The 22,338-nt window shown below is 64.5% G+C and carries 21 protein-coding genes and 1 tRNA gene; 9 read left to right on the plus strand and 13 right to left on the minus strand.

Going from position 1 to position 22,338, the window contains the following annotated elements:
* Positions 1–677: 677 nt before the first annotated feature.
* The 8 genes from GY40_RS22525 to GY40_RS22560 form a co-directional block, all read right to left on the minus strand.
* Positions 678–1,973: an ISNCY family transposase gene (locus GY40_RS22525; RefSeq protein WP_038358251.1), complete on the minus strand. Its 1,296-nt coding sequence runs from the start codon at positions 1,971–1,973 to the stop codon at positions 678–680.
* Positions 1,974–2,124: 151 nt separating this feature from the next.
* A complete protein-coding gene (locus GY40_RS22530; protein ID WP_038367340.1) occupies positions 2,125–2,928 on the minus strand; it encodes an MBL fold metallo-hydrolase in 804 nt (267 codons plus the stop codon).
* A 7-nt stretch (positions 2,929–2,935) separates the two neighbouring features.
* Positions 2,936–3,736, minus strand: coding sequence for a TatD family hydrolase (locus tag GY40_RS22535; protein ID WP_038367343.1), 801 nt, complete (start codon positions 3,734–3,736; stop codon positions 2,936–2,938).
* On the minus strand, positions 3,736–5,295 hold the full coding sequence (gene metG / locus GY40_RS22540) for a methionine--tRNA ligase (protein ID WP_038368632.1): 1,560 nt from the start codon (positions 5,293–5,295) through the stop codon (positions 3,736–3,738). Before metG ends, GY40_RS22535 begins: the two co-directional genes overlap by 1 nt.
* Before the next feature lie 21 nt (positions 5,296–5,316).
* The gene (locus GY40_RS22545; protein ID WP_038367346.1) at positions 5,317–6,387 is read right to left on the minus strand and encodes a DNA polymerase III subunit delta'; all 1,071 of its coding nucleotides are present in this window, start codon (positions 6,385–6,387) and stop codon (positions 5,317–5,319) included.
* Positions 6,387–7,037 (minus strand): dTMP kinase, encoded by a 651-nt coding sequence (gene tmk / locus GY40_RS22550; protein ID WP_038367348.1) that lies wholly within the window; start codon positions 7,035–7,037, stop codon positions 6,387–6,389. The genes GY40_RS22545 and tmk overlap by 1 nt, the downstream gene beginning before the upstream one ends.
* A gap of 1 nt (position 7,038) precedes the next feature.
* On the minus strand, positions 7,039–8,268 hold the full coding sequence (locus GY40_RS22555) for a D-alanyl-D-alanine carboxypeptidase family protein (RefSeq protein WP_051988431.1): 1,230 nt from the start codon (positions 8,266–8,268) through the stop codon (positions 7,039–7,041).
* A 49-nt stretch (positions 8,269–8,317) separates the two neighbouring features.
* Entirely contained in the window at positions 8,318–9,421 is a 1,104-nt protein-coding gene (locus tag GY40_RS22560; protein ID WP_156116048.1) for a septal ring lytic transglycosylase RlpA family protein, read from the minus strand.
* 457 nt (positions 9,422–9,878) lie between these two features.
* Here GY40_RS22560 and GY40_RS22565 point away from each other — a divergent pair.
* A tRNA-Ser gene (locus GY40_RS22565) sits at positions 9,879–9,968 on the plus strand.
* A gap of 78 nt (positions 9,969–10,046) precedes the next feature.
* Here the strand turns inward: GY40_RS22565 and GY40_RS28515 are convergent.
* Positions 10,047–10,631, minus strand: a complete 585-nt coding sequence (locus tag GY40_RS28515) for a TetR/AcrR family transcriptional regulator (RefSeq protein ID WP_081925616.1) — start codon at positions 10,629–10,631, stop codon at positions 10,047–10,049.
* A gap of 84 nt (positions 10,632–10,715) precedes the next feature.
* On the opposite strand from GY40_RS28515, the gene GY40_RS22575 reads away from it, so the two are divergent.
* Complete coding sequence (locus GY40_RS22575; RefSeq protein WP_051988432.1) at positions 10,716–11,783, plus strand: aldo/keto reductase; 1,068 nt, start codon at positions 10,716–10,718, stop codon at positions 11,781–11,783.
* Positions 11,784–11,850: 67 nt separating this feature from the next.
* On the opposite strand, the gene GY40_RS22580 is transcribed toward GY40_RS22575, so the two are convergent.
* A complete protein-coding gene (locus GY40_RS22580) occupies positions 11,851–12,750 on the minus strand; it encodes a LysR family transcriptional regulator (RefSeq protein ID WP_038367355.1) in 900 nt (299 codons plus the stop codon).
* Positions 12,751–12,869: 119 nt separating this feature from the next.
* Between GY40_RS22580 and GY40_RS22585 the strand changes: the two genes are divergently transcribed.
* A complete protein-coding gene (locus tag GY40_RS22585) occupies positions 12,870–13,487 on the plus strand; it encodes an FMN-dependent NADH-azoreductase (protein WP_038367358.1) in 618 nt (205 codons plus the stop codon).
* An 18-nt stretch (positions 13,488–13,505) separates the two neighbouring features.
* On the opposite strand, the gene GY40_RS22590 is transcribed toward GY40_RS22585, so the two are convergent.
* Entirely contained in the window at positions 13,506–13,694 is a 189-nt protein-coding gene (locus tag GY40_RS22590; protein ID WP_038367360.1) for a hypothetical protein, read from the minus strand.
* A 212-nt stretch (positions 13,695–13,906) separates the two neighbouring features.
* Positions 13,907–14,836 carry a LysR substrate-binding domain-containing protein gene (locus tag GY40_RS22595; RefSeq protein WP_248312670.1) on the minus strand — a complete coding sequence of 310 codons (930 nt, stop codon included), beginning with the start codon at positions 14,834–14,836 and terminating at the stop codon, positions 13,907–13,909.
* 174 nt (positions 14,837–15,010) lie between these two features.
* On the opposite strand from GY40_RS22595, the gene GY40_RS22600 reads away from it, so the two are divergent.
* The 6 genes from GY40_RS22600 (at position 15,011) to GY40_RS22625 (ending at position 21,740) form a co-directional block, all read left to right on the plus strand.
* Complete coding sequence (locus GY40_RS22600; RefSeq protein ID WP_038367363.1) at positions 15,011–15,844, plus strand: transporter substrate-binding domain-containing protein; 834 nt, start codon at positions 15,011–15,013, stop codon at positions 15,842–15,844.
* A 64-nt stretch (positions 15,845–15,908) separates the two neighbouring features.
* The gene (locus GY40_RS22605) at positions 15,909–16,571 is read left to right on the plus strand and encodes an amino acid ABC transporter permease (RefSeq protein ID WP_038367365.1); all 663 of its coding nucleotides are present in this window, start codon (positions 15,909–15,911) and stop codon (positions 16,569–16,571) included.
* Positions 16,568–17,347 (plus strand): amino acid ABC transporter ATP-binding protein, encoded by a 780-nt coding sequence (locus GY40_RS22610; protein WP_038367367.1) that lies wholly within the window; start codon positions 16,568–16,570, stop codon positions 17,345–17,347. Before GY40_RS22605 ends, GY40_RS22610 begins: the two co-directional genes overlap by 4 nt.
* A 24-nt stretch (positions 17,348–17,371) precedes the next feature.
* Positions 17,372–18,493 (plus strand): enolase C-terminal domain-like protein, encoded by a 1,122-nt coding sequence (locus GY40_RS22615; protein ID WP_038367368.1) that lies wholly within the window; start codon positions 17,372–17,374, stop codon positions 18,491–18,493.
* Positions 18,494–18,588: 95 nt separating this feature from the next.
* On the plus strand, positions 18,589–19,878 hold the full coding sequence (locus GY40_RS22620; RefSeq protein WP_038367371.1) for an NAD(P)/FAD-dependent oxidoreductase: 1,290 nt from the start codon (positions 18,589–18,591) through the stop codon (positions 19,876–19,878).
* 107 nt (positions 19,879–19,985) lie between these two features.
* Positions 19,986–21,740 carry a thiamine pyrophosphate-binding protein gene (locus tag GY40_RS22625; protein ID WP_038367373.1) on the plus strand — a complete coding sequence of 585 codons (1,755 nt, stop codon included), beginning with the start codon at positions 19,986–19,988 and terminating at the stop codon, positions 21,738–21,740.
* 37 nt (positions 21,741–21,777) lie between these two features.
* Here the strand turns inward: GY40_RS22625 and GY40_RS22630 are convergent, their stop codons facing one another.
* A complete protein-coding gene (locus GY40_RS22630; protein WP_156116049.1) occupies positions 21,778–22,224 on the minus strand; it encodes a hypothetical protein in 447 nt (148 codons plus the stop codon).
* Positions 22,225–22,338: the final 114 nt, after the last annotated feature.

Genomic DNA, 22,338 nt, shown 5'->3' on the forward strand with positions numbered 1-22,338 from the left:
TGTCAGAGCTCGTTAGACAAGTCGCTTTCTGTGCTCGTTAGAAATGTCACTCAGGCCAGTTCTCCGGCTTACCTCAAGCAGCGCGGCGGAGCTGGTCAGGGTTGCGCAGCCGCGCTGCGGCATGGCTACAAGCGACCGGGCGGGCAGGGCGCGACTCACGCTGAAGGGCAAAGAACGACCCACTGCCGACATTGCTATATCTTCGTTCAACGTCGCTTCGGCTCCACCAGCGCGACCGCTGGCTGCCCACATGAGTCCGAGCGTGGTACGACGAATACGGTTTGCCTGTATTCCACCTGATGGCCCGGCAAGGTCACTTCGGTCTGGCACAGGACCCACGTTCCCGAAGCATCCTTCCTAACAAACTCGATCACCGCGCGAGTGTTATGCTTGATACGCCAGTGAGATAGCACACTACCGCGAATGTGAGGCTCGACAGCAAGGCGCCTTTGATCAGCGAAGTGGCGCCATAACATAGCTACAAATGGCAAGCTCGCGACAACCAAGCTCAAGCTGATCAGTCCGACTTTAGCAACAGAGGAAGGCGAGGCTGACGTTGTCACGACCATTGCCAGTAGCGGCTGAACCCGATGGACGGTCGTAACGCCTCCATCATAGGAGCCGCAATAGCCTCTATCCACCCATCTAGGAAATTGCCGATCCATCCGGCTGCTTCGCTAGCCGGCCTTGAAGATGCTCTTCCCCTGACCCTGCCGTCGAGGCGCTCGGCCGCTGCGTGACATGTTGAGCTCCTTCTGGCGCTCGGCAATGTAGGCCAGCGTCGCGCCTAACCGTTTGTTCTCGACGATCGCGGCCTGATCGACCTGCTGAACCTTGTCGAAAGTCCGATAAGGCAGGTCAAGGCCCTGGTGCCGGATCGCAAACCGACCATCTGGATAGTCGTAGATCGTGACACGCTGGCGGGCGAGGGTGCGGGTCACCGGCGTCGGTTCAAGGATGAACAGCATCTTGTCGTATTGCAGCGTCAGGTTCTGCGAAACCGTCCGCTCCTCCTTCCAGGCAAAGGCCTCGTCGATATCGTCGTCCCCGGCGAGCGGACGGTGCAGATCCTTGTCGTTGAACGGCACCTTGGCGAAGCGCCGGTTGAAGTCCTCCATGAAGCCCGGCAGGAAGGCGTTCCCGGCCTCGAGCGATGAGATCCCGGCGAGCCGCAGCTCCTTCACCAGCCGGTCTTGCAGCGTGCCATTGGCGCGCTCGACCCGGCCTTTGGCCTGCGGGACGTTGGCACAGATGATGTCGATGTTGAGCTGATCCAGCGCCCGGCCGAACTGCGTCATGCCATTGCCGCCGGTCGCACCGACCTTGTTGACCCGAAACGTCGCGTGCTTGTCAGAGTAGAACGCAACCGGCTTGCCGTGGCGCTGCAAATAGCTCCGCGTCGCGGCAAAATAGTCGAACGTCGACTCTGCCGTGACGAATTGCAGGTGCATCAGTCGGCTGGTCGCATCGTCGATGAAGACGAGCAGGGTGCATTGCGGGCCACGGTCCTCAAACCACCAATGCTGCGAGCCGTCGATCTGGACGAGCTCGCCGACGCAATCGCGCCGGTAGCGCGGCTGATGCACTGGCTTGAGCCGCTCTCGACGATCGCGCCAGATTCCGTCAGCGATCATCCAGCGCCGCACCGTCTCGACGCCCAACCGCAATCCATGCCGTTCCGCGAGCTTCTCTGCCGCCAGCGTTGGCCCGAAATCCGGATAGTTCGCCCGGATCAGCGCCAAAGCCTGCGTCCGGACCGTCGGCGGATAAGACCGGTTGCTCGGCTTGCCACGCTTTTGCGACACCAGGCCGACTGGCCCGCGCCGGCGATAAACCTGCAGCAGCCGAAATACGTGCCGGTGCGTCAGATGAAGTAGCTGCGCCGCGTCGCCGACCGAAATCCGTTCCGCCACAACATCCCACAGCACCTGAACCCGGTCGAGTTCGGCATGGCTCATCGACACCACCGTCATCACGCAAAGCTCCCAGCAAGCCAGCACTCAGAACGAGTGACATCTCTAACGGGGAGACTGGTGACCTTTCTAACGGGGGCCTACATCTATGATTCGCATAAGACATATTATGGAACATAAACTCATGCCGAAACACGGCCAGGGCCGGATGTCAGGCCCGTGTCTCGATGATCATTCCATCATACGCAACCTCGATACTTCCCTCCAAGCGCTTGGACAGGCTCGCATAATCGAGATCGACATGGAGGTTCGTCAGGATCGCGCGCTTTGGCTTCAACGCTGCGATCGTCTCAAGCGATTGCGCGAGATGGAAATGGCTCGGATGCGGCGTCTCGCGCAAGCAATCGAGGATCAGCACATCAAGCCCCGCCATGGCCTCCAGGGCGGCCTGCGGGATCAGGCTGACATCCGGCAGATAAGCCAGATCGCCGAAACGGAAGCCGAGCGCTTCGTAATTCGGCCCGTGCTCGACGCGGAACGGCAGCGCCTCGATCGGGCCTCCGGGGCCGTCGATCGTCCGGCTGCGCCCGGGGCTGATCTCATTCAGATCGAGGATCGGCGGATAGTAGCTGCCCGGCGGCATCTCGAAGAGATAGCCGAAGCGTCCATGCAGCGAAGCCTGCGTCGGCTTGTCGGCATAGATGGGGATGCGACGGTGCATGTGCAGGACCAGCGCGCGCAAATCGTCGATGCCGTGGGTATGGTCGGCGTGGTCATGCGTCATCAGCACGCCGTCGAGCGCCGGAACCTCGGCCGAGAGAAGCTGCTCGCGCAGATCCGGCGATGTGTCGACCAGCACCCGCGTCGTGCCGTCTGGACCGGAACGCGTCACCAGGATCGAGCAGCGCCGGCGGCGGTTCTTCGGATCGGCAGGATCGCAGGCGCCCCAGCCGGAGCCGGGCCGCGGCACACCGCCGGAGGAGCCGCAGCCGAGGATCGTGACCGTCAGCGCCATGGCCGGATCAGGCGACCTGCGCCACGGGCGCGGCGTGATCCATCTTCCAATAGCAACGCTGCGCGTTTTCCGTGGTGATCCGGGCAGCCTCGTCGAAGTCGACGCCGATCGTATCGGCCAGAACCTTCGCTGTCTCAACGACATAAGCGGGCTGGTTACGCTTGCCTCTGAACGGCACGGGCGCAAGATAGGGCGCGTCCGTCTCGACCAGCAGCCGTTCGCGCGGAACCATGCGGGCGATCCGGCGCAGGCTCTCGGAGGTCTTGAAGGTCAGGATGCCGGAAAAGGAGACGTAGAGGCCGAGCTCGACGCCGGTCATCGCCAGCGCTTCGCCGGCCGTGAAACAATGCAGGATGGCGGGGAAGGCGCCCTTCCCCATTTCCTCGCGCAGGATCGCCGCCATGTCGTCATCGGCCTCGCGCGAATGGATGACGAGCGGCAACTGCGTCATGCGCGCCGCGGCGATGTGCGTGCGCAACCCCTGCGCCTGCGCCTCGCGCGGGCTCGAATCGTAGTGGTAGTCGAGCCCGGCTTCGCCGATGGCGACGCAGCGCGGATGACGGGACAGCTCGACGAGCCGTTCGGCCGTGACGTCGAGCTCCTCATGCGCCTGATGCGGATGGGTGCCGACCGAGAACCAGACCGACGGAAAGCGCTCGGCGATTCCGGCATAGTCCGCGAAACGCGCCACCCGCGTCGAGATCGTCACCATCCGGCCGACGCCGGCGGCCTCGGCCCGCGCGACATAGGCCGGCAGGTCCTCGGCGAAATCCGGAAAGTCGAGATGGCAATGCGTATCGATCAGCATCACGCGGCCTGACCATCCTCGGGCTCGACATAGCGCGGGAAGACCGCGCTCGGCGCCGGCAACGCTGTCCCGCTGTCCAGACGACCGGCCTTGCCGAGTGCCGCGAAATTGCGCGCCTCGGCCGGAACGCCAAGCAGGTCGAGCAATTTGCCCGCGGCCACCGGCATCACCGGCTGCACCAGGATCGCGACCTGCCGGATCACCTCGATCGTGACATAGAGCACGGTGTCACGGCGGGCCGGATCGGTCTTGGTCAAGCGCCAGGGCTCGTTGGCGGCGAAATAGCGGTTCGCCTCCGCCACCACGGCCCAGATCTCGGCGAGCAGGCTGTGCAGGGCGAAATCCTTCATCGCCTCGCGCGCCCTGGCGAGCGCGCCGTCGGCCATGGCGAGCATCGCGTCGTCGGCCTCGGTCAGCGTCCCGCAAGGCGGCACCCTGCCCTCGCAGTTCTTGGCGATCATCGAGAGCGAGCGCTGCGCGAGATTGCCGAGATCGTTGGCGAGGTCGGCATTGATGCGCCCGACGATGGCGTCATGGCTGTAATTGCCGTCCTGGCCGAAGGAGACCTCGCGCAGGAAGAAATAGCGCAGCTGGTCGACGCCATAGGTCGCGGCGAGGTCGAACGGGTCGACCACATTGCCGAGCGACTTCGACATCTTGGTGCCCTTGTTCAGCAAGAAGCCGTGGCCGAAGACGCGCTTGGGCAGCGGCAGCCCTGCCGACATCAGGAAGGCTGGCCAGTAGACCGTGTGGAAGCGGACGATGTCCTTGCCGATGATGTGGACGTCGGCCGGCCAGTAATGGGCGCGCGGGCTCGCCGGATCGGGAAAGCCCGTTCCGGTCAGGTAGTTGTTGAGCGCGTCGACCCAGACATACATGACATGCTTCGGGTCGCCCGGAACGGGCAGCCCCCAGTCGAAGGATGTGCGGCTGATCGAGAGATCCTCGAGCCCGCCTTTGACGAAGGAGACGACTTCGTTCTTCCGCGTCTCGGGCGAGACGAAGTCCGGCACGTCCGCATAAAGCTTCAGCAGCGCGTCCTGGTATTTGGTGAGGCGGAAGAAATAGCTCTCCTCCTCGACCCACTCCACCGGGGTCCCCTGCCCGCCCAGCCGCGTGCCGTCGGGCTGGAGGGTGGTCTCCTCCTCGCCGTAGAAGGCTTCATCGCGGACGGAATACCAGCCGGAATATTTGGCGAGATAGATGTCGCCATTGGCCTCCATCCGGCGCCAGAGCTCGTCGGTCGAGATCTTGTGGTCAGGATCGGTGGTGCGGATGAAACGGTCGAAGGAACAGCCGAGCGCCTGCTCCATCTCGTGGAAGCGGGCCGCGATCCCGTCAACGAACGCCTTCGGCGAAAGACCGTTCTGAGCGGCCGTGCGCTGCACCTTCTGGCCGTGCTCGTCGGTGCCGGTCATGGCGAAGACGTCGTAGCCGTCGAGCCGCTTGAAGCGCGCGATCGCGTCCGCCGCCACCATCTCATAGGCGTGGCCGATATGCGGCGGCCCGTTGGTATAGTGGATCGCGGTCGTCAGGTAGAATTTCGGGGCCGTGGCCATCATCTGTCCGAGAGCTTCGCTTCACGCTGCGCGCGAGCGGGAAACCGCAGCCGACAGATCATGAAACATCGACATCACCAGCGGGCGGCGGTCGAGATTATAGGTCTCGACCTCGCGCGCCGAACGTTCCAGCTTTTCCCATACCTCCGCCAGCGGTGCAAGGCGCGCCGGCCCAGCCGCAGCATGCGCGTGGAGATGGTCGGAGAGCCAGCCCTGCACCGTCTCGATCATTACGGCGAAGTCGCGCTCGCCGGCCTTGCCGGCGACATCCTCGGCCAGCGCCAGCAGGGCGGCAAGGTCGATCTGCGGCAAGGCATCGAGCCGTGCCCGCACCGCCTCGACCAGCGCCAGCGTCTCGGGATCGACATAGGTCAGGGCGCGCCTGACCGAGCCTTCCGCGAGATGGGACGCCCGCAGCAGGGCCGATGCGTCGAACGGCGTCTCCATGCGCTCCAGGGCGATGCTCCCGGCCTCGAGCACCTGCTCGGCCGGCAAAGGCTCGAAGCTCAGGAGCCGGCAGCGCGAACGGATCGTCGGCAGCAGCCGGCCCGGCGCATGGGCGACGATGAGGAACAGCGCCCTTGGCGGCGGCTCTTCCAGCAGTTTCAGCAGGGCGTTTGCGGTCGGCCGGTCCATATCCTCGGCGGAATCGACGATGCAGATGCGCCAGCCGCCTTCCGCCGCGCTGGCGCCGAAGCGGTCGATGACGCGGCGAGCCGCATCGACGGGGATGTTGCTGGTGTAGCTCTTGCCGTCCGGCTTCAGGCTGCGGCGCAGCAGATGCAGGTCCGGATGCGAGCGGGCCATGACGCGCCGCGTCGCCGGGTCGTTCTCCGGCATGGCGAGGCTGTCGCTACGGGTCGCCCTTTCAGAGGGATCGCCCGCCGCCAGCATGAAGCGCGCGGCGCGGTAGGCGAAGGTCGCCTTGCCGATGCCCTCCGGGCCGCCGAGCAGCCAGGCATGATGCATCCGGCCGCCGCGCAGCGCATCGAGGAAGGCGCGTTCCTGCGCGGCATGGCCGATCAGGGCGAGGGTCTCGCGCGGATGCGGCGCGATGGGCAGCCGGTCTGGTTCGTCGCTGGTCTCGCGCATCAGGATTCCGGTCCGATTGGGAGGCGGTCGCGCAGGGCGTTCCAGGCGGCGTCGGCGAGTTCTTCCGCCGGCAGCGCCGCATCGATCACGACGCAACGTTGCGGCTCGCGCCCGGCGATGTCCAGATAGGCCCCGCGGAGCTTGCGATGAAAGGCGAGCGCCTCGCCTTCGAAACGATCGACGCTCTCGCCGGGGCTGCGACGCTTGGCGGCGCGGGCGAGACCGATTTCGGGATCGAGATCGAGGATCAGCGTCAATTCCGGCATCAGCCCGTCGATGGTGACCTGTTCGAGCTCGCCGAGCAAACTCGCGTCGATATCGCCGAGGACGCCCTGATAGACGCGGGTCGAATCGATGAAGCGATCGCAGATCACCCAGTTGCCCTGCGCCAGAGCCGGGCGGATCAGGCGGTCGATATGGTCGATCCGCGCCGCCGAAAACATCAGCGCCTCGGCAAAGGCGCCGTATTGTTTGATGCGGCCGGCCAGGATGGCCTCGCGGATGGCTTCCGCCTTTGGCGAGCCGCCGGGCTCGCGCGTCGTGACGACGCTCGCGCCGCCATCGCGCAGCCTCTGCGCCAGCGCTTTCGCCAGCGTCGACTTGCCGGCGCCCTCACCGCCTTCGAGCGTGATGAAATGACCGTGCTGCACGTCAGGACCGCGTGATCCGAGCGAGCGCCTGACGAACCCAGCCGGTCGAGACTTCGAGCAAGGCATCGAGCGCCCGGCTCTGCAAACTCCCCGCCTTGACCGTCTCCGCGGCGTAGAGCGGAATCTCCAGCGTCTTCACATCGCCGCGCGAGACGACGAGCTGCGCCACCGCGGCGCCTTCCTGCACCGGCACGTTCAAGGGGCCCTGATAGACGATCCGGGCCGAGAGGCGCTCGCCCGTGCCACGCGGCAACAGCAGGCTGACCGCGCCCTTGGTCCGCAGGGCGATGCGGCCCTTCTCGCCGCCATAGACGCTTGCCTCGCCGATCACCTCGCCATCGGCGAAGAGCTGGCGCTTCTCAAAGGCTCGAAAACCCCATTCGAGCAGCTTGCGGGCCTCGGCGGCGCGGTCCCGCCCGTTCTTGAGCCCGTTCACCACGACGATCAGCCGCTGGCCGTTCTCGATGGCCGAGCCGACCAGCCCATAGCCGGATTCCTCCAGATCGCCGGTCTGCAATCCATCCGCACCGATCTCCATCGTCAGCAGCGGATTGCGGTTGACCTGGCGGATCTTGTTCCAGGTGAATTCCTTCTGGCCGAAGATTTTGTAGAGCTCGGGGTAGGTCTTGACGATGTGGTTCGCCAACAGCGCGAGCTCGCGCGCCGTGACCCGCTGTTCGGGATCGGGCATGCCGGTCGCGTTGCGGAAGACGGATTTCGTCAGGCCGAGCGCCCTCACCCGCTCGGTCATGACGCGGCCGAAGGTCGCCTCGTCGCCGGCGATCGCTTCGGCCAGCGCAATGGCCGCGTCGTTGCCCGCCTGGACGATCAAGCCCTGCAGGATGTCGGAGAGCTTGATCCGGCTGCGAACCATCGCGAACATCGTCGTGCCGCGCGCCGGGGCGCCGCCCTTGCGCCAGGCATTCTCGGAAATGCCGATCTCGCTATCGAGATTGAGCCGCCCTGCCCCGATCTCCTGGAAGGCGACGAGCGCGGTCGCGATCTTGGCCATGCTGGCCGGCACCATCGGATCGTCGGCCGACTTCTCGTAGAGAACTGCGCCGCTGTCGGAATCGAGCAGGAAGGCGAAGGGCGCCTGCGATTGGAAATTCTGGGCTCGCGCTTCGGGAGCCGCGACGAAGACGAGAAGCAGCAGCGCCAACCCGCGCAGAAACCTCCCCGCGAGGGGGAACGGCCTGCCTTGCGATGTCGGGTCAAACGTCGCGCTCATGCTCCGATCTGAAGCAGAGCGCCCCGGCCGAGGTCAAGCCGGGCCAGCGTCAATTCCGTGCCAGCGATTGCAGCGTCTGCGGTGCCAGCCGGTTCAGCGGGTGATTGCCGGAGAAGCGCTCGCCCGGCGCCCTCTCGGGCGTGGCGAACAGGCTTGCGACATTGCCCCGCACCGGCGGCAAGGTCGTACGCAGGGTCGCGGGAACCGCGACCGGCCGGGCTGCGTTGGCAATGGTGTCGAGATCGAACGGACGGTTGGGCGGCAGCGGCGCGGCATGAACCGGCGTACCCGCAGCCGTCGAAACCGGCGTATTCAGCGGCCTCGAACTCGCCGAGGCCAAGCTGGCGACGACGGGGTCGCTCGGCGCGACGACGCGCGGCTGCGGCGGCGCATAAGCCTGCGCGACCGGCTGGCTGGCTGGCGGCGCGCTGACCGGGGCCGGTTCAGGCTCGAATGCGGGCTGTGTGTCCAGGTCCGGGGTCGGCGTGCGCGTGGTCGACACCCCGCTCGCGCTCGCGACCATGGTGCGAGCGCTGGTTCCGGGGATCGGAGCCGGCGAGCCGTCCGTGCGCAGCGTCGCAAGCAGGAGATTATCGTCCGAGCCCGCCAGCGAGGCCTGGCCGAGATATTCCATCTTGATGCGGGCCGTGCCGAGATGGCGGAAGGCCAGCGCCTCGGCCGTCTTCTGCGAAACGTCCATCAGGCGGCCGCCATGGAACGGTCCGCGGTCGTTCACGCGCACGATGATCGAACGGTTATTGAGGAGATTGGTGACGCGCGCATAGGCCGGGAGCGGCATGGTCGGGTGCGCGGCGGTGATGCTGTTGCGGTCGTAGACTTCGCCGTTCGAGGTCCGGCGGCCGTGGAAAGCCTCGCCATACCAGGAGGCCGTGCCGACGGCGCTGTAGCCGACGGGCTTTTCGAATGGGACGTAGCGCTTGCCCGCGACCGAATAGGCTTTTCCGACCAGCAGGCGCCCCCCGCCCTTCGGTACCGGCTCGCCATCGGCGATGACGCGCGGGCTGGCGGCGCCGTATTTCGACTGCGGAAAGGCGCCGATTTCCTTGGAGCGGCGACCGGCAACCTGATTTCCGGCGCAGTTGGCGACGAGCAGCCCGGCGAGAACCACGCAGCCGAGTCTCGCAATGGACATGGAGCCAGAGGGCGCCGTGATCGACCCGGAGTCTTCGGAGGACGTTTCCATGGTCGACAAGCGAGCGCCTCGAATCATGCCGTCATTCCGTCTTTCAAGCCAAAAACGTCGCGCCGGGCCAAAGTCGCAAGCGCGACCTTGCCGAGTTTTCGGCTAATTCCATTAAGGGATCGTTAAACGAAGGCAGCGCGACGCGCCGCCATCGGAGGGCCATCCCCTGCCTTGGAGCGGGCACAAAAGTGTCGGAAAACGGACACGTGTCAACCCGATCCGCCGACTCTTCGGTTTTTTCGGGGGAACGTTGCGCCTATGCCACGCTCGGAACAGGGTGGTCGCCGGGCCTCGAAAGCGGTCGAAAATCGCCGGATCGGCGTGATTTTGAGCCGAACGGCTGTGCACGGGATAGCTTCCGGGCCACTTGCAAAATCTGTGGGCGAGCGGCATTGAACGGGCCACCGGAAGGGTGGCCGAGTGGTTTAAGGCAGCGGTCTTGAAAACCGCCGTGGGTGCAAGCCCACCGTGGGTTCGAATCCCACCCCTTCCGCCATTGGCTGCCGATCACCGCATCCCGCCAACTGGCATAGCGAACCAAACCCCCGACACGCGCTCCAACACAGAACGAGCTTCATGGTCCAGCGAGGCAGCCTGGCTCGTCTTCGGCACCCAACCCCCTGAAGATGAGCGCTATGATCCTCGCTGCCTGAGCATCCCTGCCGCGATGGGATGGAATCTGCCAGAGGACTCCGAGAAGCATCAAAACATCATCGGCATTTGCATCGCGATCAATCGCGCCGGCGGTCTCGCATGCAGCGATGAGTGAACGCACTGCCAACAGCATCTGCTGATAGGTTTCGCGTTCGTCATCCTCGGACGTGGCTCCTTGCAGAAGTTTTGCCACGCCGCGCTTCATGGCGCTGGAATCCGCCACCTGGGCGCACCACAGACGAAATGCCTCCAGCGGCGGATGCTCCTGCAGAAGCGTGGATGCGAGAGCCGCAAGGGCGTTGATCTCCTTGCGATAAATCGCCAGGGCCAGAGCTTCCCGCGTCGGGAAGTGGCGATAGAGCGTGCCTTGCCCGACTCCGGCTGCCTTGCCGATGGCGCTGAGCGGCGTTTCGGGATCGGCGGTCAGAGCCTTTCGTGCCGCTTCAAGGATGCGATCACGGTTGGCGCGGGCGTCCGCTCGCAATCCATCCTCTTCTACAGCCATATCGCCCCTTGACTAAGCGGACAATTGTCCGCTACTTAATGATAAGCGGACAGTTGTCCGAATATAGTGCATGTGGAGACGGGCATGCAATATGCCAAGCTCGGCCGGACGGGTCTCGATATTTCGCCGATTGCTATTGGCTGTATGGGGTTCGGGGACCCGTCGCGCGGTTACCCTTCCTGGTCGCTCGACGAGGCAGCAAGTCGACGTCTCGTTCGTCATGCCCTTGAGGCGGGCATCAATGTCTTCGACACCGCCAATTTGTATTCGAACGGTTCCAGCGAGGAGATCCTCGGGCGGGCCCTGAAGGACTTTGCACACCGCGAAAACGTGGTGATCGCCACCAAGCTCAGCGCGCCCATGCGCGACGGGCCGAATAGTATGGGGCTATCGCGCAAGGCGATCATGACCGAAGTCGATATGAGCCTCAGGCGCCTGGGCACCGACTATATCGACCTCTACCAGATCCATCGTCGTGACGGGACCACCCCCTGGGAAGAAACGCTCGCGGCCCTGAACGATGTCGTCAAGGCCGGCAAGGTCCGCTATCTCGGCGCATCGTCCATGAAGGCCTGGGAATTCGGCAAAGCGCTACACCTGCAGGAATCCAACGGCTGGGCCCGCTTCGTGTCGATGCAGGACACCTACAATCTTCTCGACCGCGAGGAGGAGCGCGAAATGCATCCGCTTTGCATCGACGAAGGGGTGCAGACCGTCATCTATAGCCCTCTCAACCGTGGCCGGCTGGCCCGGCCGTGGGGTGTGACCACTGCACGAGCGGAAAGCGAAGCGGCCTACAAGCTGGGAGCGGCCACGGCCGATAGCGACAAGCTGATTATCGATGCGGTGGGGGCGATTGCGGAAGAACGGGGCGTCGGCCGGCCCATGATCGCGCTGGCCTGGTTGCGTCGCAATCCCGTGGTGGCAGCTCCGATCGTCGGTGCGCTGAAAGCAGAGCATATCGACGACGCCGTGGCCTCCCTGTCGATCAGCCTCACCGACGAGGAGGCGGCAAGGCTGGAGGCGCCCTATACGCCGCGGCTCGACCATCAGGGAGTGTCGGATCCGGCCATGCTGCGCCGCGCGGCTGAAACAGCCACAGGATACAGCATCAGCCGTCTCCCCGTCCGTGAACTGAGCAAAGTGACATGAACCTTGCTCGTTCTGGCGACTGACATGTCATCTTCGAGGCGATACTGACGACAACTGTTTGACCGGATCAGAGCGACAGCCGGGCCTGCAGGTCGTTAAGGAGCCACCGGCCAGCCGGGCCAGGTACATGGTCCGCCATGCGGGCGGCGTAGATGGTCAGGGCGTTCGCCGGGTCACGGGCATCTTCGGCCAGCTCGAGCCGAACCAGATTGCCGGCTGCGAGATGATCGGCAATCAGATACTCCGGCATGCGGCACCAGCCGAAACCGGCCAGCAGGAAATCCAGTCTGCGGCCGAGGTCGACAAAGCGCCACCGCGTGGCGCTGGCCAGGCCGTAATTGTTCGCTTCCCGATCGACTGGATCGGACAGGACGAGCTGGATATGACGCTCCAGGTCGTCGCGGGTTGCCGGACGACCAAGCGCTGCCAATGGGTGTTCGGCGCTGACCACGGGCGTCAGCGCCACGCGCAGGATCGGCGAAGCCACGACGTCCTCGGGCACCACCGGCAGCAACAGGCAGAAGGCCAGTGCGACGTCGCCGCTGCGCAAACGACGCAGCGCCCCGCCCAGCCCCTCGGTCGAGAAGCTGATGGGAAGATGCGGATAGGCCTGGTGCAAAGCGCGCAGGCTTTCGATGAGCGGGGCGGTAGGCACCAGCGGATCTATGGCCAGGGCGAGCTCGGGCTCGATCCCGCCTCGCGCACCGATGGCGACGGCCTCGAAGCGTGCCGCGCTCGAAAGCACCAGCCGGGCCTGATCGACCAGAACCCGGCCCGTTTCAGTCAGGCGGGGGCGATGGGTGCTGCGGTCAAAGAGCTGGACGCCCTGCGCGGCTTCCAATGTCGCCACCGACTGGCTGATTGCCGATTGCGCGCGGCGCAATTGCCGCCCGGCCGCCGAAAAGCTGCCGGTATCAGCAATCGTCACCAGGACGCGCAATTGGTCGAGGCTGAGACTGCCGATCATAATCCATCTCATTAGCCGATAGAGATGATCGGTTTATTATCGCTCCTGCCGCTGAATAGAAAGCCCTACATATCGTCCACATCTGTTCCGGCTGTTCAGCCCAAAGCCTTGAGGACGCCATGCCCAACCTTCTTGTTGTCGAAACCAGCGCGCGCGGCGAGGCTTCGATTTCCCGTCAGCTGACCAAACGCCTTGTCGCCAATTGGCTCGAGGTGCACCAGGATGGCGCGATCGTGCGGCGCGACCTGGCCGTGGATGCGCTGCCGCACGTGACCATGCCGTGGTTATCGGCTTATTTCACGCCACCGCATGCCCATACCTCGGACATGGCCGAGCAACTGCGCCTCTCGGACGCGCTGGTTGCCGAATTGCTGGCAGCTGACGAGCTTGTCATCGCCACGCCGGTCTACAACTACAATATCCCGGCCAGCCTCAAAGCCTGGATCGATCACATCGTGCGCAAGGGCGTAACGCTTGGCTTCGACGGCAAGGGGCTGCTGATCGGCAAGAAGGCCACCGTGGTGCTGGCATCCGGCGGCATCTATGGCGAGGCCTCACCCATCGACCACCTCAATTTTGCCCCGCGATACCTCACGGCCATTCTCAACGTCCTCGGCATCACCGATGTGAGGATTATCCACGGTGAAGGTGCCAAAGCCGTGGATATGGGTGAAGCAACGATGGACAGATTCATCGACGCCGTCGTTCCGAAACTCGATCGTGCCGCGGCAGCCTGAAGCCGTTATCGATCGAAGTCAGCTCAGCGCGGTCCAGACCGCGTGACAAAAGGACATCGCCAGGGCGAACACGGTTCCGGCGCCGATGGCGACCGCCAGGCCGACAGCAAAGTCCTTGAGCCAAGCGATCTGCTCATGCCGCTCGGAGGCTTGAAACGAGACAACCGCGGTGCGGCTTGTGTCGTGACGGTACTTAGTCTGACCCACGATGACATCTCCCGGTCCTGTACGGGCTACCGGGGCAAGCTGCGTTCCAGGGCCGTCGTCGGGAGGCGCGTTGCGCCGGCCGGTATGGGCAGCGACAGGGCATCTTCCAAAAGCTCAAAAGCCTACTTCACGGCGGGTCGCTTTTCGGAAGGCCGGTCAGATCATCGCCCGGTACCTTCAGCCGCCCTGCCGGACGACGGATGCGACGCGCATTACTGCGTCTTCAGCTTTCGATAGGTTCGCGTCTCGCGCGTGACCCAGCCGCGGAACGCCACGACGCTCGGCAATTGCGCCTTTCTTTCGGGATAGACCGCATAATAGGAGTCGCCCGACAAGATCGGCGGTCCAAACGGCATATGGAGTTCGTTTCGAGCGAGCTCGGCTTCGATGTAGCAGACGGGGACGATGGCAATGCCGATGCCCTGGACCGCGGCATTGATGAGCATCTCGGTGTGCGCGAACCGGGTTCCCTGAATTCGGCCCTGATAGTTGAGCCCGGAAAGCCGCAGCCAATGCAGCCACATGCTGGGGCGGCTGGCGTTCTGCAGCATCGGGAATTTCGCGAAATCCTCGTTTTCAAGCTTCGTTCCGAGCTCCACCAGCTTGGGCGAAGCCACAATGGCAATCTCTTCGGCAAACAATTCGACCGACCTGGCGTTCAGCCAGGTCCCGACCCCTCGCAGAATGGCGATGTCGAGGCGCGTGGTTTCGAAGTCCAGATCCGCGGGCGCCAGCGTGACTTCGATCGGGATCTCCGCATGCGCGCGGATGAATGTTTCGATCCGCCTGGGGAGCCAGCGCGCGCCCAATGTCGGATGGGTGCCGATCATGAGGGAGCTATCGACGGAGCGCCCCCGCACGGCGTCGATGGTGATTTCCTGGAGCTTGTCCAGCGTCAGCGCGAGGTCCCGGTAATAGTTCGCGCCGACTTCCGTCAGAACCAGACGTGGTCCCGACCGGTGGAACAACGGCACGCCGAGAAATTTCTCCAGATTGTGGATCTGCCGGCTGATGCCGCTCTGCGTGAGGCCCAGATCCTCTGCCGCCTTGGTGAAATTCATGAATCGCGCTGCCGCCTCAAATGCGTGCAAAGCTGAGAGCGACGGTAGGTAACGTCTCATGAGAACCTCGGTGGCCATCATGATTAAAAGTCATCCTAGATGAAATTTTCAACGTTTTTGTTTCATCGGGGAGCCGGTCAAACTCGGTCCGTCCGGCTCGATAAAGAGAGCCTGAGCGACTGATCCGAGGGGACAGGCAACAGCTCAGGCGCAGAAAGCCAGAGCCGCCGGATGTGAACTGGAGAGGGGAAGAGTATGGACAGGCGTGAGTTCAACAAGCTGATCGGCTTTGGCGCGGTTGCCGGAGCAGCCGGTCTCTATACGGGGAAAGGCGCTTTGGCGGCCGGTTCCCTGGAGCGGATCAAAGCGTCAGGCACCCTTCGGATCGCGGCCGTGGCGGACGGGGCTCCCTACTATCAGAAGAGTGTCACCGACGGCAGCTGGCGCGGATTCTACATCGATATCTGCAAGAAGCTCGCGGACGATCTCGGCGTGAAGATGTCGATCCTGGAAACGACCTGGGGCAACTCGGTGCTGGATCTCCAGGCCGACAAGATCGACGTCTTCTTCGGCCTCAACCCCACGCCGGAACGGCAGAAGGTCATCGATTTTTCCGGTCCCGTCTTCAAGAACGCCTTCACGATGGTCACCAAGAAGGGCCTGGGAGCGAAGAGCTGGAGCGACTTCAACAAGCCGGAGATGCGGATCGCGGTCGATGCCGGTTCGTCGCATGACGCCGCCGTCACCCGCCTCGCGCCCAATGCCCAGATCTCCCGATTGAAGACGGCCAGCGACGCGACCGCTGCCTTGCAGGCCGGGCGCGTCGATGCGCAGTGTCTGGTTCTGATCCTCTCGCTCTCGCTGCGCGCCAAGAACGCCGCGCTCGGCGAGATCGTCATGCCGACTCCGGCCGATTTCACCACCTCGAATGCGGGCTTCCGGCGCGAGGCGGATCAGTCCTGGCGCGAATTCGTGGATGGCTGGATCAGCAAGGAACGCGACAGCGGCTTCATCAAGAACGCCGTCGTGAAGAACATGGAACTCGTCGGCGTCAAGGAAAGCGACTTCCCCCCCGGATTCGAAATCTGATGGTCTAATATGGCGGGGCTTTAAGCCCCTCCATGCTCGATTTCGATCACGGGACTTCACCACCATGTATGAATGGGATTTCTCCATCCTGTGGGGCTACCGCTGGTTGCTCCTGCAGGGTCTGGGCGTGACTGTGGCTTTCACGGCCGCGACGGTCGTCGGCGGCCTGGCCATCGGCATGACCGCGGCGATCTGCCTGCTGTCCCGCTTCAGGATTCTGCGCGGGTTCGCGCTCGGCTTCATCGAGGTCTTTCGTTGCACGCCGGTCCTGGTGCAGCTGATCTGGTGCTATTATGCGCTGCCGATGATCGCGGGCATCGAAATGACCCCGATCACCGCCTCGCTTCTCGCCCTCTCCTGCTATGGCGGCTCGTTCTACGCCGAGATCATCCGTGGCGGCATCGTCTCGATCGACCCGGGGCAGTCCGAGGCCGCTTCGGCGTTGGGGATGACGCCTGCGCTGGCCATGCGCCGCATCATCCTGCCCCAGGCTCTGCGCCGGATGCTCCCGGCGCTGATGAACCAGTCGATCCTGCAGTTCAAGAACACCTCCCTGGTGTCCGTTCTCGCCGTTCCCGACCTGGTCTATCAGGGCCAGATCGCGGCCCATGACAGCTTCCGCCCGCTGGAAACCTACTCGGCCGTGGCGGTCGCCTATTTCATGATCCTCTTCCCCCTGACGCTGTATGTCCGCCGCCGCGAGCGCCGCCTGGGAGAGGCCCGATGACAGCGAAAACGCCGATGATCGAGATCTCCCGGTTGCGGAAATGCTTCGGCCAGCTGGAGGTCTTGAAGGACATCAACCTGCAGGTCGAGCAAGGCGGCGTCGTCGCTTTGCTGGGGCCGTCGGGATCGGGCAAGTCGACGCTGCTGAGATGCATCAACTTGCTGGTGACCCCTGATGACGGAACCATCCGCGTCGGGGAAGCCAGCTTCCAGTTCGGGAAATCGGTCCAGCAGCCCAAGACCAGATCGCTGGCCGCGTTCCGCACCCGCACCGGCATGGTGTTCCAGAGCTTCAACCTGTTCCCGCACATGTCGGTGCTTGGCAACGTCATCGAGGCCCCCATCCATGTGAAGGGGCTGGACCGGAAGACGGCGACCGACCAGGCGATGGCGCAGCTCGAAAAGGTCGGGCTCGCGGACCGCGCCTCGCAGATGCCCGACACGCTGTCGGGCGGCCAGAAGCAGCGCGTCGCGATCGCTCGCGCCCTGGCCATGGAGCCGGAGGTCATGCTGTTCGACGAGGTGACCTCGGCGCTGGACCCCGAGCTCGTCGGCGAAGTCCTGCAAGCGATGCAGAAGCTCGCCGCCGACGGCATGACGATGGTGATCGTCACGCACGAGATCACCTTCGCGCGCGATGTCGCGGACCGCGTGGTCTTCATGCGCGACGGCTACGTCGTGGAAGAGGGCCCGGCGCGCGAGGTGATCGACACGCCGAGGATGGACGCGACGAAGACGTTCCTGAGCCATTTCCACAAGGGCGCGTCGCCCCGGTAAACGCCTGCACAAGAGTTCGATACGATGGAAACAGTCAGCAATCTGCGCGTCTTCCTGATCGAAAGCCCGATCAAGATGGCGAGGCAACAGGGCGTCGGCGACGTCAAGGGCACGGTGAAGCGCGTCCTCGTCGAGCTGACTTCCTCGTCGGGCATCGTCGGCTGGGGCGAGGCTGCGCCGTGGGAGGTCTTCACCGGCACGGCCGAGGCCGCCGTCGCGGCCCTCGACATCTATCTGCGCCCGCTCGTCATCGGCGCCCGGGTCGATCGCATCCGCGCTCTGACATTGCAGATGAAGAAGGCGCTCGTCGGACATGGCGAAGCCAAGCTCGCGATCGAGACCGCGATGTTCGACATTCTCGGGCAGTCGTCGGGGCTCTCGGTCGCCGATCTGCTCGGCGGCCGGGTTCGCGACACCATCCCCCTCTCCTTCTCCATCGCCGATCCGGATTTCGACGCGGATATGCGGCGCATGGAGGAGATGGTTCCGAAGGGCAACCGGATCTTCAAGGTGAAGACCGGGGTGAAGAGCCATGCCGAGGACGTCGCCCATCTCGAGGCGATGCGGAACGCATTCGGCAACCGGATCGATCTGCGCATCGACTATAATCAGGCGCTCCAGCCATTCGGCGCCATCAAGAAGCTGCGCGACGTCGACCAGTTCAAGCCGACCTTCATCGAGCAGCCCGTGCCGCGCGATTGCCTGGCGGCCATGGCCTCTTTCACCGCGGACCTGGATACCCCGATCCTCGCCGATGAGAGCTGCTTCGATGCCCGGGATCTGCAGGAGATCATCAGGCTTCAAGCCGCCGACGCCATCTCGGTGAAACTGATGAAGACCGGCGGCATGCTCAACGCGCAGGCGCTGATGGCGCTGGCGGATCTCGCCAGCATCCCCGGCTATGGCGGAACGCTTTACGAGGGCGGCATCGCCCTCGCGGCCGGGACGCAGTTCATCGCGGCGACGCCGGGCATCTCGCTGGGCTGCGAATTCTACATGCCGCATCACGTCCTCACCGAAGACGTGCTCGAGGAGAAGATCGAGAACCGCAACGGCGAGGTCGTCGTGCCCGATGGACCAGGTCTGGGAATTCGCGTGTCCGAGCGCTCGCTGAGATCGAACGCGCGCATCCTCGCAGAGCGCTGACGCCCGACTGATAGCACCACCGCTTTTCCTGAGCCGCTCACGGCCCCGCCGTGACGGAGACGAGAACTATTGCCCAAATTCCAGGGGATATGGTTATGCCCAACGCCGCCAGAACGCACACATTGGTCATCGGCAGCGGCATCGTCGGCGCCTGCAGCGCGCTCGAACTCGTGCGCGCGGGCCATACGGTGACGCTGATCGATATCGGTGAGCCGGCGGGCAGGCAGTCCGCGAGCTATGGCCATGGCTGCTGGATCAGCCCGGCATCCGTCGTCCCGATGTCGATGCCCGGCCTCTGGAAAAAGATCCCCGGCTATCTGCTGAATCCCGACAGCCCCCTCGTCATTCGCTGGCGGCATGTCCCGCGGCTGCTGCCGTGGCTGCTGCGCTTCTTGTGGGCGGGCTCCTCCGTCCCGCGCGTCGAGGCAACCGCCCGGGCACTGAGCCAACTGCTCCATGACAGCCCGCAGCGCCACCAAGCCTTGAGCGATGAACTCGGCACGCCGGAGCTGATCCACCGCGAAGGGCTGCTCTACGCCTATCCGGACAGGCGTGCCTTCGAGGCGGAGGCGCTGTCCTGGCATTTGCGGCGGATGACCGGGCTTCGGTGGCGGGAACTCGACGCCACGGCTCTGGCCGAAAGGGAGCCGGATCTCGATCGGCATTACGGGTTCGGGATCCTCGCCGAGGACGGCGCCCATTGCGTCGATCCAGGCCGCTACGTCTCGAAGATCGTCGAGATGGCGGCCGCCCGGGGAGCAAAGGTGATCCGGGCCAAGGCGGGCGGATTCGTGTTCGCCGGCGAACGGCTCGTCGGCGTCCGAACCGATATCGGCCTGATCGCATGCGATCAGGCCGTCGTGGCCGCAGGGGCATGGTCGAAGAGACTGGCCAGCGGTGCCGGCGACGAGATCCCGCTTGAAAGCGAGCGGGGCTATCACGGCGTCATTCCCCTGAAGGCGGGAGGACCGCGCCACCCGGTCATGCCGAGCGACGGCAAGATGGCGAACACGCCGACGCTGGCGGGCCTGCGCCTGTCCGGCCAGGTCGAGCTGGCCTCGATCGATACGCCCCCGAACTGGAGCCGCGTCGATATCCTGATCGGCCATGCCCGCCGGACCTACCCCGCGCTGGCCCGGATGCAGGAACTGAGCGTCGACAAATGGATGGGGCATCGCCCGTCGACGCCGGACGGCCTCCCGGTCATCGGAAGATCCACGCGATCCCCGAATGTCTTCTACGCCTTCGGACATGGTCATGTCGGCTTCGCCTCAGGCCCGGTGACGGGCCGCATCGTGGCCGAGCATCTGGCGGGGCTGCCAGGCGCTTTCGACATCGGCCCGTACTCGCCCCGGCGCTTCAAGTTTGGGCGGATCGAGCCATGAGGGCCGGCATGGTTGGCTGCGTCAGCTCGGGCCAAGCCGCCCGCTTCCAAGCTCAACAGCCCCATCGATAACCAAGACATTGCAGGACATTAAAGGAGAACTCGGACATGCGTGGCGCGGATATCCTGGTCGAGATGCTGATCGGCTATGGCGTCGAGGTGATCTTCGGCGTGCCGGGCGACACGAACGTGCCGCTTTATGAAGCGCTGCAACAGAACGAGGGCCGCATTCGCCATGTCATGGCGCGCGACGAGCGTTCGGCGGGCTACATGGCCGACGCCTATGGCCGCTTCACCAGGAAGCCGGGCGTTTTCGAGTGCCCGTCGGGCGCCGGTGCCATGTATTCGCTGCCGCCGGTCGCGGAATCCAACGCCTCCTCGGTTCCCGTCATTCTCCTGACGATCGACATCCCCCTGCCGGGCGAGGGCCGCGGCGTCCTGACCGAGCTCGATTGCGCACGTCTTTTCGAGCCGATCACCAAGATGTCCGTGCAGGTCAAGTCGGCGGAAAAGCTGCCGGAGATCATCCGCCGCGCCTTTCGCGTCGCGACCTCCGGCAAGCCCGGCGCCGTTCACCTGCAGATTCCGGAGGATATGCTGATGGCGGAGGTCGATCCGGCCCGCATCTCCATGCATGTCGAGACGGAGTGCATGGAGTTTCCGGCCTATCCGACGCTCCCTGCCCCGGAAAAGCTCGACACGCTGATATCGCTGCTGACCGGCAGCAAGCGCCCGCTGATCGTCTCGGGCGGTGGCGTCAACCGCTCCTGCGCCGGCCCGGACGTCACCGAGCTGGCCGAGCGCCTGAACATCCCCGTCTGCACGACGATGACCGGACAGGGCACCATGCCCGACGATCATCGCCTCGCGGTCGGCGTCATCGGCGACAACGGCTTCCATCCGCATGCCAATTGGGCGCTGGAACATGCCGACTTCGTGCTCTTCGTGGGCTCGCGGATGGGTTCGGTCGTCACCATCGGCTGGACCTTCCCGAAGATCACGCTGAACAAGCGCGTCGCCCAGATCGATATCGATCCGGAGGTCATGGCGAACAATTATCAGAACGTGGTGTCGGTCCAGGGCGACGCCAGCCTCGTCCTGCGACGCCTGATCGAGATGGCTCCCGCCGAGAACGATGCCGGCCGGACGCAGGGTTGGGTGGATCAGCTCAACGAGCTGCGCGCGAATTTCTGGGCGAATGCCGAAGCCTTGTTGAGCTCGGAGGCGACGCCTCTGCGGCCGGAACGGGCCGTGCGCTGCTTCAACGAGGCTCTGGAGCTCTACGGCAAGCCGGCTCACATCTACTCGGACGCGGGCACGCCGACGCCTCACATGACGCGTTTCCTCAAGCTCAAGGATCGCAGAACGCGCTTCGCCATCCCGCGCGCCTTCGGCGGCCTCGGTTCGGCGCTGCCGGCGACTGTTGGCGCCTGGTTCGCGGACAAGGAACGCCGGCCCATCGGCATGTTCGGCGATGGATCATTCGGGATGTCGGTCGGCGAATTGGAGACGCTGGTCCGGTTGCAGGTTCCAGCCATTCTCTTGCTGTTCAACAACGGCACTTTCGGATGGATCAAAGGTCTGCATCGGCTGAAAGGCCATAACCAGTGCTTCGGCGTCGATTTTACGCCGCCGCGCGGGCAGGCCATTGCCGAGGCCTTCGATGTGAAAGCCTGGACCGCGACGAACTCAGAGGAACTCGACGCGGCGCTGGCCAAAGCCTTCGCCTACACCGACGGGCCGTGCCTGATCGACATCCACGTCGAATCGATCGCGGACCGGGTGCCGCCGGTTTACTCATGGCTGACGAAGCGCGGCAAAGACCCGCTCAGCGTCGCGGCCGAGGACGTGCGCTACTTCTGAACAGGCAGGAACGCATCGAGGCGGCGGCGCGACCGCCTCACTCGACGGCCTTGCATTCCATCCTGACGCGCTCGCCCGGCTGGTTCGTCGTCTGGCAGGACACCTTGGCAGGGAGCAGCGGCGCGCTCTCCTGCGGAACTGTCGCGCGGGCCGGCCCCGCCGAAACCGGCACAGTCCGGGCCGTCGACAGCCTTGCGGTCTGCTGAGGCCGGCGCCGTTCGACCGGCCGGCGCAGTTCCTTCAGCTGGATGGCGGGCTCGGAGAGCGGCACGGCTACAACCTCCTGCCGGGCGGGAGGCGTGTCGGCGATCACCAGAGGCGGCGCCTGCTCAGGCGTCGGCTTCCACGGCGTCCAGGAACTCAGCCGCGCAAAGGCTTCGACCGTCGGCTTGGTCAAGCTTTCCGCCGTCGGCATGGACTGCATGCAGCCCGATAGCGCGATCCCTGTCAGGCACAGGGCAGTCCGGTTCGAAATCGACAGCATGATCGCCCCATCTTGCTGTGGTTTTTGTTTTGCATCGGCGTTTTCCGACTTTTCGGGCCGATGCTCACGGAACATGACTGGCGGCACTATCGACCGATGCACCGCTCTGGGTCA

This window comes from Allobosea sp. UNC402CLCol, assembly GCF_000745475.1.
Lineage (GTDB): Bacteria > Pseudomonadota > Alphaproteobacteria > Rhizobiales > Beijerinckiaceae > Allobosea > Allobosea spartocytisi.

What these genes read in the sequence shown, in the direction of transcription:
- GY40_RS22525 (WP_038358251.1), bottom strand. Translation starts at nt 1,973, where the DNA reads ATGACGGTGGTGTCGATGAGCCATGCCGAACTCGACCGGGTTCAGGTG.
- GY40_RS22530 (WP_038367340.1), bottom strand. Translation starts at nt 2,928, where the DNA reads ATGGCGCTGACGGTCACGATCCTCGGCTGCGGCTCCTCCGGCGGTGTG.
- GY40_RS22535 (WP_038367343.1), bottom strand. Translation starts at nt 3,736, where the DNA reads ATGCTGATCGATACGCATTGCCATCTCGACTTTCCGGATTTCGCCGAG.
- metG (WP_038368632.1), bottom strand. Translation starts at nt 5,295, where the DNA reads ATGGCCACGGCCCCGAAATTCTACCTGACGACCGCGATCCACTATACC.
- GY40_RS22545 (WP_038367346.1), bottom strand. Translation starts at nt 6,387, where the DNA reads ATGCGCGAGACCAGCGACGAACCAGACCGGCTGCCCATCGCGCCGCAT.
- GY40_RS22555 (WP_051988431.1), bottom strand. Translation starts at nt 8,268, where the DNA reads ATGAGCGCGACGTTTGACCCGACATCGCAAGGCAGGCCGTTCCCCCTC.
- GY40_RS22560 (WP_156116048.1), bottom strand. Translation starts at nt 9,421, where the DNA reads ATGTCCATTGCGAGACTCGGCTGCGTGGTTCTCGCCGGGCTGCTCGTC.
- GY40_RS28515 (WP_081925616.1), bottom strand. Translation starts at nt 10,631, where the DNA reads ATGGCTGTAGAAGAGGATGGATTGCGAGCGGACGCCCGCGCCAACCGT.
- GY40_RS22575 (WP_051988432.1), top strand. Translation starts at nt 10,716, where the DNA reads ATGCAATATGCCAAGCTCGGCCGGACGGGTCTCGATATTTCGCCGATT.
- GY40_RS22580 (WP_038367355.1), bottom strand. Translation starts at nt 12,750, where the DNA reads ATGATCGGCAGTCTCAGCCTCGACCAATTGCGCGTCCTGGTGACGATT.
- GY40_RS22585 (WP_038367358.1), top strand. Translation starts at nt 12,870, where the DNA reads ATGCCCAACCTTCTTGTTGTCGAAACCAGCGCGCGCGGCGAGGCTTCG.
- GY40_RS22595 (WP_248312670.1), bottom strand. Translation starts at nt 14,836, where the DNA reads ATGATGGCCACCGAGGTTCTCATGAGACGTTACCTACCGTCGCTCTCA.
- GY40_RS22600 (WP_038367363.1), top strand. Translation starts at nt 15,011, where the DNA reads ATGGACAGGCGTGAGTTCAACAAGCTGATCGGCTTTGGCGCGGTTGCC.
- GY40_RS22605 (WP_038367365.1), top strand. Translation starts at nt 15,909, where the DNA reads ATGTATGAATGGGATTTCTCCATCCTGTGGGGCTACCGCTGGTTGCTC.
- GY40_RS22610 (WP_038367367.1), top strand. Translation starts at nt 16,568, where the DNA reads ATGACAGCGAAAACGCCGATGATCGAGATCTCCCGGTTGCGGAAATGC.
- GY40_RS22615 (WP_038367368.1), top strand. Translation starts at nt 17,372, where the DNA reads ATGGAAACAGTCAGCAATCTGCGCGTCTTCCTGATCGAAAGCCCGATC.
- GY40_RS22620 (WP_038367371.1), top strand. Translation starts at nt 18,589, where the DNA reads ATGCCCAACGCCGCCAGAACGCACACATTGGTCATCGGCAGCGGCATC.
- GY40_RS22625 (WP_038367373.1), top strand. Translation starts at nt 19,986, where the DNA reads ATGCGTGGCGCGGATATCCTGGTCGAGATGCTGATCGGCTATGGCGTC.
- GY40_RS22630 (WP_156116049.1), bottom strand. Translation starts at nt 22,224, where the DNA reads ATGCTGTCGATTTCGAACCGGACTGCCCTGTGCCTGACAGGGATCGCG.